General features: G+C 60.2%; 15 protein-coding genes. 7 read left to right on the top strand and 8 right to left on the bottom strand.

Annotated features, from left to right (window positions below; translation table 11 throughout):
* The first annotated feature begins 130 nt into the window (after positions 1 to 130).
* Positions 131 to 1,477 (top strand): class II 3-deoxy-7-phosphoheptulonate synthase, encoded by a 1,347-nt coding sequence (locus AC27VU_RS14990; protein ID WP_488724343.1) that lies wholly within the window; start codon positions 131 to 133, stop codon positions 1,475 to 1,477.
* A gap of 117 nt (positions 1,478 to 1,594) precedes the next feature.
* Here the strand turns inward: AC27VU_RS14990 and AC27VU_RS14985 are convergent, their stop codons facing one another.
* On the bottom strand, positions 1,595 to 2,821 hold the full coding sequence (locus tag AC27VU_RS14985; protein ID WP_488724342.1) for a winged helix-turn-helix domain-containing protein: 1,227 nt from the start codon (positions 2,819 to 2,821) through the stop codon (positions 1,595 to 1,597).
* 64 nt (positions 2,822 to 2,885) lie between these two features.
* On the bottom strand, positions 2,886 to 3,101 hold the full coding sequence (locus AC27VU_RS14980; protein WP_003226778.1) for a DUF1127 domain-containing protein: 216 nt from the start codon (positions 3,099 to 3,101) through the stop codon (positions 2,886 to 2,888).
* 97 nt (positions 3,102 to 3,198) lie between these two features.
* On the opposite strand from AC27VU_RS14980, the gene AC27VU_RS14975 reads away from it, so the two are divergent.
* Positions 3,199 to 4,053, top strand: a complete 855-nt coding sequence (locus AC27VU_RS14975) for a LysR substrate-binding domain-containing protein (RefSeq protein ID WP_025113145.1) — start codon at positions 3,199 to 3,201, stop codon at positions 4,051 to 4,053.
* Here the strand turns inward: AC27VU_RS14975 and AC27VU_RS14970 are convergent.
* Complete coding sequence (locus AC27VU_RS14970; protein ID WP_400499223.1) at positions 4,043 to 4,792, bottom strand: sulfite exporter TauE/SafE family protein; 750 nt, start codon at positions 4,790 to 4,792, stop codon at positions 4,043 to 4,045. The genes AC27VU_RS14975 and AC27VU_RS14970 overlap by 11 nt on opposite strands.
* A 109-nt stretch (positions 4,793 to 4,901) precedes the next feature.
* On the opposite strand from AC27VU_RS14970, the gene AC27VU_RS14965 reads away from it, so the two are divergent.
* The 3 genes from AC27VU_RS14965 (at position 4,902) to AC27VU_RS14955 (ending at position 7,147) form a co-directional block, all read left to right on the top strand.
* Positions 4,902 to 5,858 carry a LysR family transcriptional regulator gene (locus tag AC27VU_RS14965; protein WP_201136934.1) on the top strand — a complete coding sequence of 319 codons (957 nt, stop codon included), beginning with the start codon at positions 4,902 to 4,904 and terminating at the stop codon, positions 5,856 to 5,858.
* Positions 5,859 to 5,931: 73 nt separating this feature from the next.
* On the top strand, positions 5,932 to 6,399 hold the full coding sequence (locus AC27VU_RS14960) for a MarR family winged helix-turn-helix transcriptional regulator (RefSeq protein ID WP_473017820.1): 468 nt from the start codon (positions 5,932 to 5,934) through the stop codon (positions 6,397 to 6,399).
* A gap of 328 nt (positions 6,400 to 6,727) precedes the next feature.
* Entirely contained in the window at positions 6,728 to 7,147 is a 420-nt protein-coding gene (locus AC27VU_RS14955) for an organic hydroperoxide resistance protein (protein ID WP_003226782.1), read from the top strand.
* Between the two features lie 185 nt (positions 7,148 to 7,332).
* Here the strand turns inward: AC27VU_RS14955 and AC27VU_RS14950 are convergent, their stop codons facing one another.
* Together AC27VU_RS14950 and earP are read right to left on the bottom strand one after the other, a co-directional pair.
* Entirely contained in the window at positions 7,333 to 7,902 is a 570-nt protein-coding gene (locus AC27VU_RS14950) for an elongation factor P (protein WP_003226785.1), read from the bottom strand.
* A gap of 48 nt (positions 7,903 to 7,950) precedes the next feature.
* Positions 7,951 to 9,093, bottom strand: a complete 1,143-nt coding sequence (earP, locus tag AC27VU_RS14945) for an elongation factor P maturation arginine rhamnosyltransferase EarP (RefSeq protein WP_488724341.1) — start codon at positions 9,091 to 9,093, stop codon at positions 7,951 to 7,953.
* Positions 9,094 to 9,217: 124 nt separating this feature from the next.
* Between earP and AC27VU_RS14940 the strand changes: the two genes are divergently transcribed.
* Positions 9,218 to 9,628 (top strand): hypothetical protein, encoded by a 411-nt coding sequence (locus tag AC27VU_RS14940; RefSeq protein ID WP_103483834.1) that lies wholly within the window; start codon positions 9,218 to 9,220, stop codon positions 9,626 to 9,628.
* A gap of 2 nt (positions 9,629 to 9,630) precedes the next feature.
* Entirely contained in the window at positions 9,631 to 10,113 is a 483-nt protein-coding gene (locus AC27VU_RS14935) for a GreA/GreB family elongation factor (protein WP_003226791.1), read from the top strand.
* A gap of 9 nt (positions 10,114 to 10,122) precedes the next feature.
* Here AC27VU_RS14935 and cysB read toward each other — a convergent pair whose 3' ends face one another.
* The 3 genes from cysB to AC27VU_RS14920 all read right to left on the bottom strand — a co-directional run bounded on the left by cysB (position 10,123) and on the right by AC27VU_RS14920 (position 12,717).
* On the bottom strand, positions 10,123 to 11,097 hold the full coding sequence (gene cysB / locus AC27VU_RS14930; protein WP_007908591.1) for an HTH-type transcriptional regulator CysB: 975 nt from the start codon (positions 11,095 to 11,097) through the stop codon (positions 10,123 to 10,125).
* A gap of 113 nt (positions 11,098 to 11,210) precedes the next feature.
* Positions 11,211 to 11,714 carry a universal stress protein gene (locus tag AC27VU_RS14925; RefSeq protein WP_003226793.1) on the bottom strand — a complete coding sequence of 168 codons (504 nt, stop codon included), beginning with the start codon at positions 11,712 to 11,714 and terminating at the stop codon, positions 11,211 to 11,213.
* Positions 11,715 to 11,811: 97 nt separating this feature from the next.
* Positions 11,812 to 12,717, bottom strand: coding sequence for a 5'-nucleotidase (locus AC27VU_RS14920; RefSeq protein WP_103483836.1), 906 nt, complete (start codon positions 12,715 to 12,717; stop codon positions 11,812 to 11,814).
* Positions 12,718 to 12,727: the final 10 nt, after the last annotated feature.

The raw sequence follows: 12,727 nt of genomic DNA, 5'->3' as shown, positions 1-12,727 counted from the left end.
CGCGGTGACGCGATGACGCCGCTCAGGCGCCGTGGCAAAGCGGCGATTGTCGACGAGGCGCGGGAGCAGGTCACGCACTAATTGCTGCTACCATGGGCGTCCCGAGCGTAGAACCGAATTAGAGACTGTGATGAGCCAACCCTGGAGCCCTGACAGCTGGCGCGCCCTGCCGATCCAGCAACAACCCCAATACCCCGACGCCGCGCACCTGCGCCAGGTCGAGCAGACCCTGGCCAGTTATCCGCCGCTGGTGTTTGCCGGTGAAGCACGCGAGCTGCGCCGACAGTTTGCCGAGGTGACTCAGGGCCGGGCGTTCCTGTTGCAGGGCGGCGATTGCGCGGAAAGCTTTGCCGAGTTCTCGGCAGCGAAGATTCGCGACACCTTCAAAGTGTTGCTGCAGATGGCAATCGTCATGACCTTCGCCGCCGGTTGTCCGGTGGTCAAGGTCGGGCGCATGGCCGGTCAATTCGCCAAGCCGCGCTCGGCCAACGACGAAACCATCGATGGCGTGACCCTGCCCGCCTACCGTGGCGACATCGTCAACGGCATCGGTTTCGACGAGAAGAGCCGCGTGCCGGATCCGGAGCGCCTGCTGCAGTCCTATCACCAGTCCACCGCCACCCTGAACCTGCTGCGCGCTTTCGCCCAAGGCGGCTTTGCCGACCTGCATCAGGTGCACAAGTGGAACCTTGATTTCATCGCCAACTCGGCGCTGGCCGAAAAATACAGCCACCTCGCCGACCGCATCGATGAAACCCTGGCGTTCATGCGCGCCTGCGGCATGGACAGCTCGCCGCAACTGCGCGAAACCAGTTTCTTCACCGCCCACGAAGCGCTGCTGCTGAATTACGAAGAAGCCTTCGTGCGTCGCGACAGCCTGACCAACGATTACTACGATTGCTCGGCGCACATGCTGTGGATCGGCGACCGCACCCGTCAGCTTGACGGCGCCCACGTCGAATTCCTGCGCGGAGTGAACAACCCGATCGGCGTCAAAGTCGGCCCGAGCATGAACCCGGACGACCTGATCCGCCTGATCGACGTGCTCAACCCGGACAACGATCCGGGCCGCCTGAACCTGATCGCGCGGATGGGCGCGAACAAGGTCGGCGATCATCTCCCGGCGCTGATCCGCGCGGTGCAGCGTGAGGGCAAGCAGTTGCTGTGGAGTTCCGACCCGATGCACGGCAACACCATCAAGGCCAGCAGCGGCTACAAGACCCGCGACTTCGCACAGATCCTTGGCGAGGTGAAGCAGTTCTTCCAGGTGCACGCAGCCGAAGGCAGCTACGCGGGCGGGATTCACATCGAGATGACCGGGCAGAATGTCACCGAGTGCATCGGTGGTGCGCGGCCGATCACTGAAGACGGGCTGTCGGATCGTTATCACACCCATTGCGACCCGCGGATGAATGCCGATCAGTCGCTGGAACTGGCGTTTTTGATTGCGGAAACCCTGAAGCAGGTTCGGCGTTGAACCGGTCAGGTTTCTAGCGTCTGAGAGGCAGCCTTCGCGAGCAAGCCCGCTCCCACACTGGATTTGTGAACGGCACAGAACCAATGTGGGAGCGGGCTTGCTCGCGAAGGGGCCAGCTCAGTCACTACAGATTTCAGCCAATGCCACCCGCAATCGCCCTGCACTCTCGCGCTGACAATTAAGCTGCACCCGTGCAAGCCCCAGCCAATCGGCCATCTGCCGCAAATTCAGCGCCAGCGCCAACATCCCCTGATCATCCAGCCCCGGCTCTTCCTCGTGCACCGCATGCACCGCCAACCGCCCCGACGCCCGCTCGGCGCGCAGATCGACCCGCGCAGCAATCCGCTCGTTGTGCAGGAACGGCAGCACGTAATAGCCATAGACCCGCTTGTCCTGCGGCGTATAAATTTCCAGCCGATAGCGGAAATCAAACAGTCGCTCGGTACGACTGCGCTCCCAGATCAGCGAATCGAACGGCGACAACAGCGCACTGGCGACGACTTTACGCGGGACTTTCGGCTGCGGCAGACAGTAGGCGATCTGTCGCCAGCCGGCGACTTCGCAGGTCTGCAACTGCCCGTCCTCGACCAGCTCCGCCAGACGCGGTCGCGCATCGGCCGGGTTCAAACGGAAGTAATCCCGCAGATCCTTTTCCGTGCCGACGCCGAGTGCCTGAGCCGCGTGCAGCAGAAGACCACGCTGGCCCTCGGCTTCATCCGGCAACGGCTGCTGCAGAATCGGCGCAGGGATGACCCGCTCCGGCAAATCATACAAACGCTCAAAACCGCGGCGCCCGGCCACGGTCACTTCGCCGGCGGCGAACAACCATTCCAGCGCATGCTTTTCCGCGCTCCAGTCCCACCACTGACCGGCCTTGTCCTCGCGGGTCGAAAGGCTGCCCGCGCCCAACGCGCCCTGCGCTTCGACCGCTGCCATAACCCGACGAATCGTATCTTGCTGCTCGCGTCCGAACTTCGCTAATTGTTGATAGATGTCCTCGCCACGTTTCGCGCGCTGCATCCGCCACCCCAGCAACGGGTACATCGCCAGCGGCAGCAACGATGCTTCGTGGCCCCAGTATTCGAACAGCGTGCGACGGCGCCCCGAGCTCCAGGCGGCCTGGTCGAGCAGAGTGGATGGATATGAACCCAAACGAGAAAAAAGCGGCAAGTAGTGCGAGCGCACCACCGCGTTGACGGAGTCGATCTGCAATAGCCCCAGCCGTTCAATCAGCCGGTTGACGTGCGGCGCCTTGACGGTCAGCGGCTGGCGCCCGTTGAACCCTTGGGCAGCCAGCGCCAGACGTCGCGCCTGTTTGAGGGAAAAGGCCAGAGTCGCGGGCATGAACATCTCCTTGTCTGCTCGCAACCTACCTCAGTCAAAAGGGGTTTGTGTAGCGATACCCTCATCATTTATGCATCGGATCGTCCCAGAACGGCCGGATGGCCTCGTGTTCAACGTCAGCTCGGCTGACCCCGATGTCCTTCAACGCTTCGTCACTCAGACTGGCGAGCAACTCACGTTCACGGTGCAATTCGTACCAGCGGCTAAACTTGTGCAGCAGATCCGAGATCAGGTGCACCGGCACTCTTTCATCACTGACATAGACTTTTTGACCTTTCATCGTGTTGCCCTCCATGTGGGATGACTAAAGTCTCGCCCCGGAGCTAAGATCAATCCAACGAATGTTTCTGATGCCATGCATCTCGGAGATTGATGAATTGTCGGCCTATCCCAGTATCGATACCGATGTCCTGCGTACCTTCGTTGCCATCGCCGACCAAGGCGGCTTCACCCGCGCTGGCGAGATGGTCAACCGCACGCAATCGGCCGTGAGCATGCAGATGAAGCGTCTGGAAGAAGACGTTCTGCAACGCCAGCTGTTCGAGCGCGATGGCCGCCAGGTACGCCTGACCGCCGAAGGCCAGGTGCTGCTCGGCTATGCGCGGCGCATCCTGAAATTGCACAGCGAAGTGTTCAACACTTTGCGCGAGCCACACATGGTCGGCACCGTGCGCATCGGTACGCCGGACGACTATGTGATGCGGTTTCTGCCGGGAATTCTGTCGCGGTTCGCCCAGTTCTATCCGCTGATTCAGATCGAAGTGCACTGCGAGTCCAGCAAACAGCTGTTGCAACGCACCGATCTGGATTTGTCGATCGTCACCCGCGAGCCGGGCAACGAGATCGGCCAGTTGCTGCGCAAGGAGCGATTCGTCTGGGCCGAAGCGCAAAATTTCAGCGCCCACGAGCAGACGCCGCTGCCACTGGCGATGTTCAACAGTGATTGTTTCTGCCGCTTGTGGGCGTGCAATGCGCTGGACGCGATGGGCCGCGACTACCGCATCGCCTACAACAGCACCAGCCTGTCGGCGCTGATGGCGGTGGTGAGCGCGGGTCTGGCGATCACCGCGCAATTGGAGAGCCTGATCACCCCGGACATGCGCATTCTCGGCGCCGCCGAAGATTTGCCGCTGCTGCCCGAGGCCAGCATCATGCTGATCCGCAACCTGAACAATCCGTCGCCGATCACCGAATGCCTGGCCGAGCACATCGTCGAAGGCTTCAAACTTTAAAGGCGAGCATCACCGCACACAGCACCAGAAAACCGCAGAACAGCCCGCGCAAGAGCCTTTCCGGCATTGCGTGGGCGACTTTCACGCCCCAACTGATGCTGGCCAGACCGCCGATGGCCAGCGGCAGACCGATCATCCAGTCCACTTCGTGATGCACCGCGTACGTCACCAGCGTCACGCCGGTGCTCGGCAATGCGAGCGCCAGCGACAGGCCTTGGGCAACCACTTGCGTGGTGCCGAACAGACTGGTCAGCACGGGCGTCGCCACCACGGCCCCGCCGACGCCGAACAAGCCACCCATGGTCCCCGACGCTGCGCCGAGCACACCCAGCCATGGCCATGAGTAACGCATCTCGGAGCTCACCGCGGTTTTTTTTCCGAACATCTTCAGCAGGTTGTACGCCGAGAGCACCACAAGGAACGCGACAAAGCCGATGCGCATGGTTTGCGCATCTATGCCCACCGCCCAGATCGAGCCGATCCACGCAAAGCAAAAGCCCATGACCGCCAGCGGCAGCGCATGGCGCAGTTCGATGCGATTGCGCTGGTGATAGCGCCACAGCGCCAGCATCACGTTCGGCACCACCATCACCAGCGCCGTGCCTTGGGCGATCTGTTGATCCAGGCCGAACCACACACCCAGCAGCGGAATGGCGATCAAACCACCGCCGATGCCAAATATCCCGCCCAGTGTGCCCAGGGCCGCGCCAAACAGCAGGTACAACAAAAACTCGATCACAGCGATTTCCTCATCCGTCAGGCGATTCATCCTACGCAGTACAGGCTGGCGGGGAAACGCACAGCAACGCACAATGGCTATGCCAAATTCGCACAAGCATTGAATTCTCATGAATCCCAATCAGTTGACCGATCAGCTCGGGTTATTTCTCGATGTTCTGGAAAGCGGCAGTTTTTCCGCGGTTTCCCGTCGTCATCCGCTGACGCCTTCCGCCATTGCGCGGCGCATCGATAGCCTGGAAAGCGCCGTCGGTAGCCAGTTGTTCATCCGCAGCACCCACGCTGTGCGGGCAACCCCGGCCGGGTTGGCGTTTGCCGAGCGGGCGCGACGTATTGTCAGCGAACTGCAACTGGCCCGTGCCGAAGCGGTGTCGTTGAGCAGTGCGCCGGAAGGCTTGATCCGCATTGATGCCCCCGCTGCGTTCGGTCGCCGCCATCTCGCGCCGGTCATCGCCGACTTTCTGGTGCTGTACCCGGGGCTGGATGTGCAGTTGCACCTGATCGACAGCTTCATCGACATGCACGGCTCGAATCTGGGCAAAGTTGATCTGGTGCTGCGCGCCGGGCAAATGGCCGATACGCGGCTGGTCGCCACCCCGCTGGCGAGCATGGTGCGCATCGCCTGCGCCAGCCCCGACTACCTCAAACGCCGTGGCGCGCCGAGCCATCCTGCGCAGTTGAGTGAACACGACGGACTGGATTGGGAAGGCCTCGCCCCGCCCTTCGCCTGGCGCTTCGAGCTGGACGGGCAAATGCAACTGCATCGCCCCTCACGAATCCGCATGAGCGCCAACAATGCCGAAGCCCTGGTGTGCGGCGCACTGGCCGGGCTGGGCATCGCGCATTTGCCGACCTGGCTGGCCAGTGAGTACCTGTTGCGCGGAGAGTTGCTGCCGCTGTTCTGCGAGACCGGCCTGCCACAACCGGAAACCACCGGTATCTATGCGCTGCGCATGGAACAGCAAACCAACTCGCGCAGCCGTTTGCTTCTGGAATATCTCAAGACCCGTTTCAGCCCGGTGCCGCCGTGGGATCTGGCGCTACAGCGAGAGCTGGGCCGGCACTAGATTCTGGATAATTATCTGGCGCATTAAACATTCGGGCGCTAGATTCAAGCCCATCATCGAACAAGGCGTTGCCATGACCACCGAACGCGAAACCCCCGACAACTGCGATCACCTGCTGCTGGATAACCAGGCCTGCTTCGCCCTGCACTCCACTTCGCTGATGATGACCAAGGTCTACAAGCCGCTACTGCAAGCGCTGGGCCTGACCTACCCACAGTATCTGGCGATGATGGTGCTGTGGGAAAAGGACGGTTTGACCGTGGGCGAAATCAGCACGCGGTTGCTGACCGATCCAGGCTCGCTGACGCCGTTGCTCAAGCGTCTGGAAGGCGAAGGTCTGCTCAGTCGAACCCGCAGTCGTGAAGACGAACGGGTGGTGATCGTCGAACTGACCACGCAGGGCCGCGCTCTTCGTGAGCAAGCCAAAAGCGTTCCGCAGTGCATCCTCGGCGCCAGTGGTTTTACCGTCGAGCGCCTGCAAAACCTGCAAGCGGAACTGCAAGTGCTGCGCAGTCATCTGCAAGACAGCCTGACCGGATAACAGCGCTGCCCCCCTTGTAGGAGTGAGCCTGCTCGCGATAGCGGTGGTTCAGTCAGCTTGCGTAGTGCCTGTCCCACCGCTATCGCGAGCAGGCTCACTCCTACAAAGGATCGGTTCACCAGGAAAAATATTCTTCAGCCCCCGCCGCCCCCACCATCCGCTCTAAATCTTCACTTTCAAGCTGATCGACTGTGCCTTTAAAGGACCGAGATTCAGCTTTCTCAAAAAATTATCTTGCGCACTAAACATTAGCGAGCTACATTCACCTCGCACTTACTTAGCGCGCAAAAAATTAGCGCAAACAAACACACTCGACGAGGCTCACACCATGCAAACTCTCTACACCGCAATCGCAACCTCCACTGGCGGCCGTGATGGTCGTGCGATCTCCAGTGACAACATCCTCGACGTTAAACTTGCTACCCCGAAAGAACTCGGCGGTGCCGGCGGTGCAGCGACCAATCCTGAGCAACTGTTCGCTGCCGGTTACTCGGCCTGCTTCATCGGCGCACTGAAATTCGTTGCCAGCCAGACCAAACGCAAAATCCCCGACGACGCCTCGATCACCGCCCACGTCGGTATCGGCCAGATCCCTGGCGGTTTCGGTCTCGACATCGATCTGCACATCAGCCTGCCAGGCCTGGAGCAAGCGGATGCACAGAGCCTGGTCGAAGCGGCGCACCAGGTCTGCCCGTACTCCAACGCCACTCGCGGCAATGTTGAAGTGCGTCTGCACACCACCGTTTGAGAACAACACCAAACCACTGTGGGAGCGGGCTTGCTCGCGAACAGGCCTGGTCAGACAACCTGTTCGTTGAATGACACACCGTTTTCGCGAGCAAGCCCGCTCCCACACAGCGGTAAACGTGAAATCGCAGGCACAAAAAAGCCCGACTCAATGGTCGGGCTTTTTCTTTCCGCGAAAAGCAGTGCTTATTTGGCACGGCCTTTGTAGGAACCGCCTTCGCGGGTATCGATCTCGATCATGTCGCCGATTTCGATGAAGTCAGCAACCGACAGCTCGGTACCGTTCTTCAGTTTGGCAGGCTTCATCACCTTGCCGGAAGTGTCACCGCGAGCGGAACCTTCGGTGTAGTCAACCTGACGCACGATGGTGGTCGGCAGTTCTACGGAAACCAGACGCTCTTCGAAGAACACGGCTTCGCAAACGTCGGTCATGCCTTCTTCAACGAAAGGCAGAACGCTTTCGATGTCTTCGGCGTTCAGCTCGTACATGGTGTAGTCAGTGGTGTCCATGAACGTGTAGGTGTCGCCGCTGATGAAGGACAGGGTCGCTTCTTTACGGTCGAGGATCACGTCGTCCAGCTTGTCGTCCGCACCGTAAACGGTTTCGGTCTTGTAACCGGTCAGCAGGTTCTTCAGCTTGGTCTTCATGATCGCGCTGTTACGGCCCGACTTGGTGAATTCAGCTTTCTGAACCAGCCAAGGATCGTTGTCGATACGGATCACGGTACCGGGTTTGAGTTCTTTACCAGTTTTCATTGCGAATATCCGAATTTGGATGGGATTTACAAAAATCTAGGCCGCGTATCATATCCAATTTAGGTAAAACCTTACCAGCGCCGTGGCAAGATCCGCCTGCAAGCCTTGTTCCAGACACCATGCTTCGGCGTTGTCCTGCAATTGCGACCAGTGTTTACGGGCCTCCAGCCAGCGCTCGCCAATCGGTTGTCCGGCGCTCCAGGCCCGCCACAGACCGTTGATCGCCTCGGCAGCGGCCGGTGAAAGCCCTTTGGTGTAGAGCGCGAGAAAGGCGTCGAGCTTGTCGAGATGGATGTCTTCGTCCTGCTGATAGATGTGCCAGAGCATCGGTCGCCCGGCCCACTGTGCGCGGACGAACGAGTCTTCCCCACGCACCGCGTTGAAATCGCAGCACCACAGCAACTGATCGTATTGATCCTGACGGACGAACGGCAGCACCTGCACCGTCAGCGCCTGACGCACGTTCAAATCGCCGACGGCCAGCGAATCGACTCCGAGCCAGCGCGCGACATCACCGAGAATTCGCCCCTCCGGCACCAGCAAATGGGTCGGTGTGCTATCCGCCGCCAGCACATCCAGCCAACTGGCCAGCCCGGCATTTTCGTAGGAAAACAAGGAGATCAGTTGCGAATCCGCTGCGCGATCGACACCCAGGCCTTGCAGGAATTGTCGCTGTGCAGCGGCATCCTGCTGAAAATGCCGACGACGCTCAAGCAGACCGCCTTCACGCAGCAGGCCGCCGGTCCCCGGCTGAAATCCGGGAAAGAAAAAGAATTTCTGTACCGACTTGTACTTCACCGACTGCAGGCCATGACAGCCGGTTACCCAGTCTTCGGCGCTGAGGTAATCGAGGTTCATCCACAGTGGCGGCCGTTGCCGCTCGGCCATGGCGTCCATGTACGCCGGTGGCAACTGACAGGCAAATGCGGCGATCACCACATCGGCGGCTTCCGTTTGCGGCCAGTCGCTCGGCCAGTGCCGCACCTCGACGCCCTGCTGCGATTGCTGGGCAAGGTTGATGTCGATCTCGGGGCAGATACGCTCGAAGGCGCGCAGGTCATCGACCCACAGACGCACCGCCAGCGCATGCTCGGCCACCAGTTGGCGGGCAAGACGCCAGGTCACACCGATGTCGCCATAGTTGTCGACCACGGTGCAAAAAATATCCCAGCGGGTTTTCGGTACCGACATGCAAGACTCCCGTTGGCAAAAGGGCTGATTGTCCGCATAAATGACCTCGCGCAGAAGAGCCGACGGCGATTAATCTTCGTGCGACAATCGCGACTTGCCCGTAATCATCCGCCAGGAGGCAGCCATGCCCTATCGCCCCACCCCGCGTCGTCCCTTGCCTGTTCAGCTTAGCGCGCTGCGACTGACCGGCAGCATTGCCCTGGGCATGTGGCTGGGCTTTCTGGCCATCGCCCTGACCTGCTGGTTGCTTTCACGCTTTGTGTTCACCGAGCAACTGGCGCCTGTCGCTCAGGCCGTGCAGCAACTGGCCAAGCCCCCGGCGGCCGTCCAGGTACAACCGGACATTCCGCCACAGAGTCCGCTGTTCGAGCAGTACGAAGAAAACCTGCGCAAGAACGAACAGCAGAATCGCCTGGATCAGGCACGCAGCAGCAGTCGCAACCAGTCGAACCCCAAGTGCCAGTTCTGGCTGCAACAGGACCAGACCGCGCCGAGCGAGAAGAGCCGCGCCAACGTTTTGCAATTCTGCGATTGATCATGAACAAGCACACCGTCCACCAACTGATCCTCGACAAACTGCGCGTCGACCTCGACATCGCCGAGCGCGCCGCGCAGACCGCTTACGAAACCGCGACTCACGAAGAGAACATCGCCGAGAACAAGTACGACACCCTCGGACTTGAGGCTTCCTATCTGGCAGCAGGTCAGGCGAAACGGGTCGAGGAAATCCGCCAGTCACTGGCGCTGTGCCAGAACCTGACACTGCGCGCCTATGACGAAAATCGCGGCATCGAGATCGGCGCCCTGCTCGGCCTGGAAGACGAAAAGGGTCGCGAGCAATGGCTGTTTCTGGCGCCGGATGCGGCGGGCCTGAAAGTCGATGTGGTGGGTCAGCCGATTACCGTCATCACCCCGCGCTCGCCGCTGGGCAAAAGCCTGCTGGGCAAGTTCGAGGGCGATGAGGTGGAGATTCTGGTGGCGGGCACCCGGCAACAGTTCGCTGTCACCGAGGTGCTTTGAGGCAGGGTCTTAGTGGACCGGCAGTTCGACGCCGTCGAACAGCTCTTCCAGTTCCTGCTTGTTGTGGCACTGGATGGCTTTGGCCATCACTTCGCGGGTCAGGTGCGGGGCGAACTTCTCGATGAAGTCGCACATGAAACCACGCAGGAAGGTACCGCGACGGAAACCGATCTTGGTGATGCTCGACTCGAACAGTTCGCTGGCATCCAGCACCACCAGATCGTTATCGAGTTTGGTGTCGACCGCCATTTTGGCGACGATGCCCACACCCAGACCCAGGCGCACGTAGGTTTTGATCACGTCGGCATCGGCAGCGGTGAACACCACTTTCGGCGTCAGGCCGCGATGACTGAAGGCTTCGTCGAGTTTCGAACGGCCAGTGAAACCGAACACATACGTCACGATCGGGTATTCGGCCAGCGCTTCAAGGGTCAGCTTCGGCAGCTTGGTCAGCGGGTGGCCCTGCGGCACGACCACGCAACGGTTCCAGCGATAGCACGGCATCATCACCAGGTCGCCGAACAGTTCCAGCGCTTCGGTGGCGATGGCGAAATCGACGGTGCCGTCAGCGGCCATCTCGGCGATCTGCATCGGCGAACCCTGATGCATGTGCAGCGCCACGTCCGGGTATTGCTTGATGAAATTGCTGATCACCGGCGGCAACGCATAACGCGCCTGGGTGTGGGTGGTGGCGATCGACAGGGTGCCTTTCTTCTCGTTGGAGAATTCCTGGGCAATCTGCTTGATGCTTTCGACCTTGCGCAGGATTTCCCCTGCGGTGGTGATGATGCGCTCGCCGGCCGGGGTGACGCGGGTCAAGTGCTTGCCGCTGCGGGCAAACACTTCAACGCCGAGTTCGTCTTCCAGCAGGCGGATTTGTTTACTGATACCCGGTTGCGAGGTGTAAAGGCTTTGGGCTGTAGCGGAAACGTTGAGGTCGTGGTGCGCCACTTCCCAGATGTAGCGCAATTGTTGAAGCTTCATATGTATCCCTCAAAGCAGGTAGACGCCACGGGCATCAGCGACGGTATATAACTATATTAATGGTTTGATGAATAAATCTAGAACTTTTTTATCAAAACGCCATTATTCCCGCTTCAGCGATCCTCCCGACGCCGGCGCTCCACCAACGGCACCAGATAAACCGGCACCTTGGCCAATTGCAGGACCCGGGTCGCCGTACGCCCCAAAGGCGTTTCCGCCCCGACACCGTGGCTGTGAGTGCCTACGATCAGCAAATCCACAGAGAGTTTCTCCACCTGGTCAAGAATCACCTGCGACGGATCGCCCTGCAGTACCCGTACCGCACGAATCCGCTGCAGATCCTGTTCGCCGTCCTCCCCCAATTCTTCGCGAAAACTGTCCAGCACCCGTTGCTCGATATTGGCGATGACAGTTTTCAGACCCTGACTGTGAAATTCGTTCAATGCCTGTTCGTCGAGATAGCTCTGCAACACCGATTCGGCAAACAGTCCCATGGGTTCCACTGCATGCACCACATACAAGTCGGCATTGAATGTCCGCGCCAGCGCCAGGGCATGCTGCATCACTAAAGGTGCGTACAGACCGAGGTCAGTGGCATACAGCATCGAACGAATCATATGACCTCCTCGCGTGCCAACATGGCGGAGATTGATTCAGCTTAGCAGTGCCTTGGCGAGTACGACGTGCGACGCAACGTCTTGAAGCACAGGGGCTTTAGATCGATGGTTCGTTGCTGATGCCGTGCGGTACGTGACCGGTGGCGACCACTTCGCGGGCGGCCTCGCAGTGGCCGGCCTGATCGTCAAAAAACACATCGGCAGCGAAGGCTTCGAGAAACGCCGATTTGGTCAGCCCGCCAAGGAACAGCGACTCGTCGAGGCGGATGTCCCACTCGCGCAATGTACGAATCACCCGCTCATGCGCCGGTGCCGAACGCGCGGTGACCAGTGCCGTGCGGATCGGGCAGTCATCCTCGGGGAACTCGCGTTGCAGCGCATTGAGCGCCGCCAGAAAACCTTTGAACGGCCCACCGCGCAACGGCTCGCGCGCCGATTCACGTTCCTTGGCCTGAAACGCCAGCAGCCCGCCGGACTGATATACACGTTCGGACTCATCGGAAAACAGCACCGCGTCGCCGTCGAAGGCGATGCGCAGTTCGTCACTGGCGGCACGACTGGCGCCACCGGAGAGAATCGTCGCGGCGGCAAAACCGGCGTCCAGCGCAGCGCGCACGTCCTCGGCATGCGTCGACAGGAACAAGTCACAGCCAAAAGCCTTGAGGTAGGGATACGGACTGCGCCCACCGACGAATGCCGCCCGCGAGATATCCAGTCCATAGTGGTGAATCGAATTGAAGGCGCGCAGGCCGGTGTCGGCGCTGTTGCGCGAAACCAGAATCACCTCGACCCGGGCGCGGTCGAGGCGACTGTTGAGGCTCAGGAGTTTTTCCACCAGAGGAAAGGCATCACCGGGCGCGAGGATCTCGTCTTCGTGTTCGATCTGATATTGCCGATAGGCTTCGACGCCGCTCGCCAGGTAGACCTTGTGACTCTCGCTCAGGTCGAACAGGGCACGAGACGAAATCGCCAGCACCAGTTTGTCATCGATGTTCTTGGCCATGCCTTCCCCC

The organism is Pseudomonas sp. 14P5.3.2 (assembly GCF_057799175.1).
The sequence above is the reverse complement of the archived record's forward strand: the minus strand, read 5'-3'. Positions and strand labels throughout refer to the sequence as shown.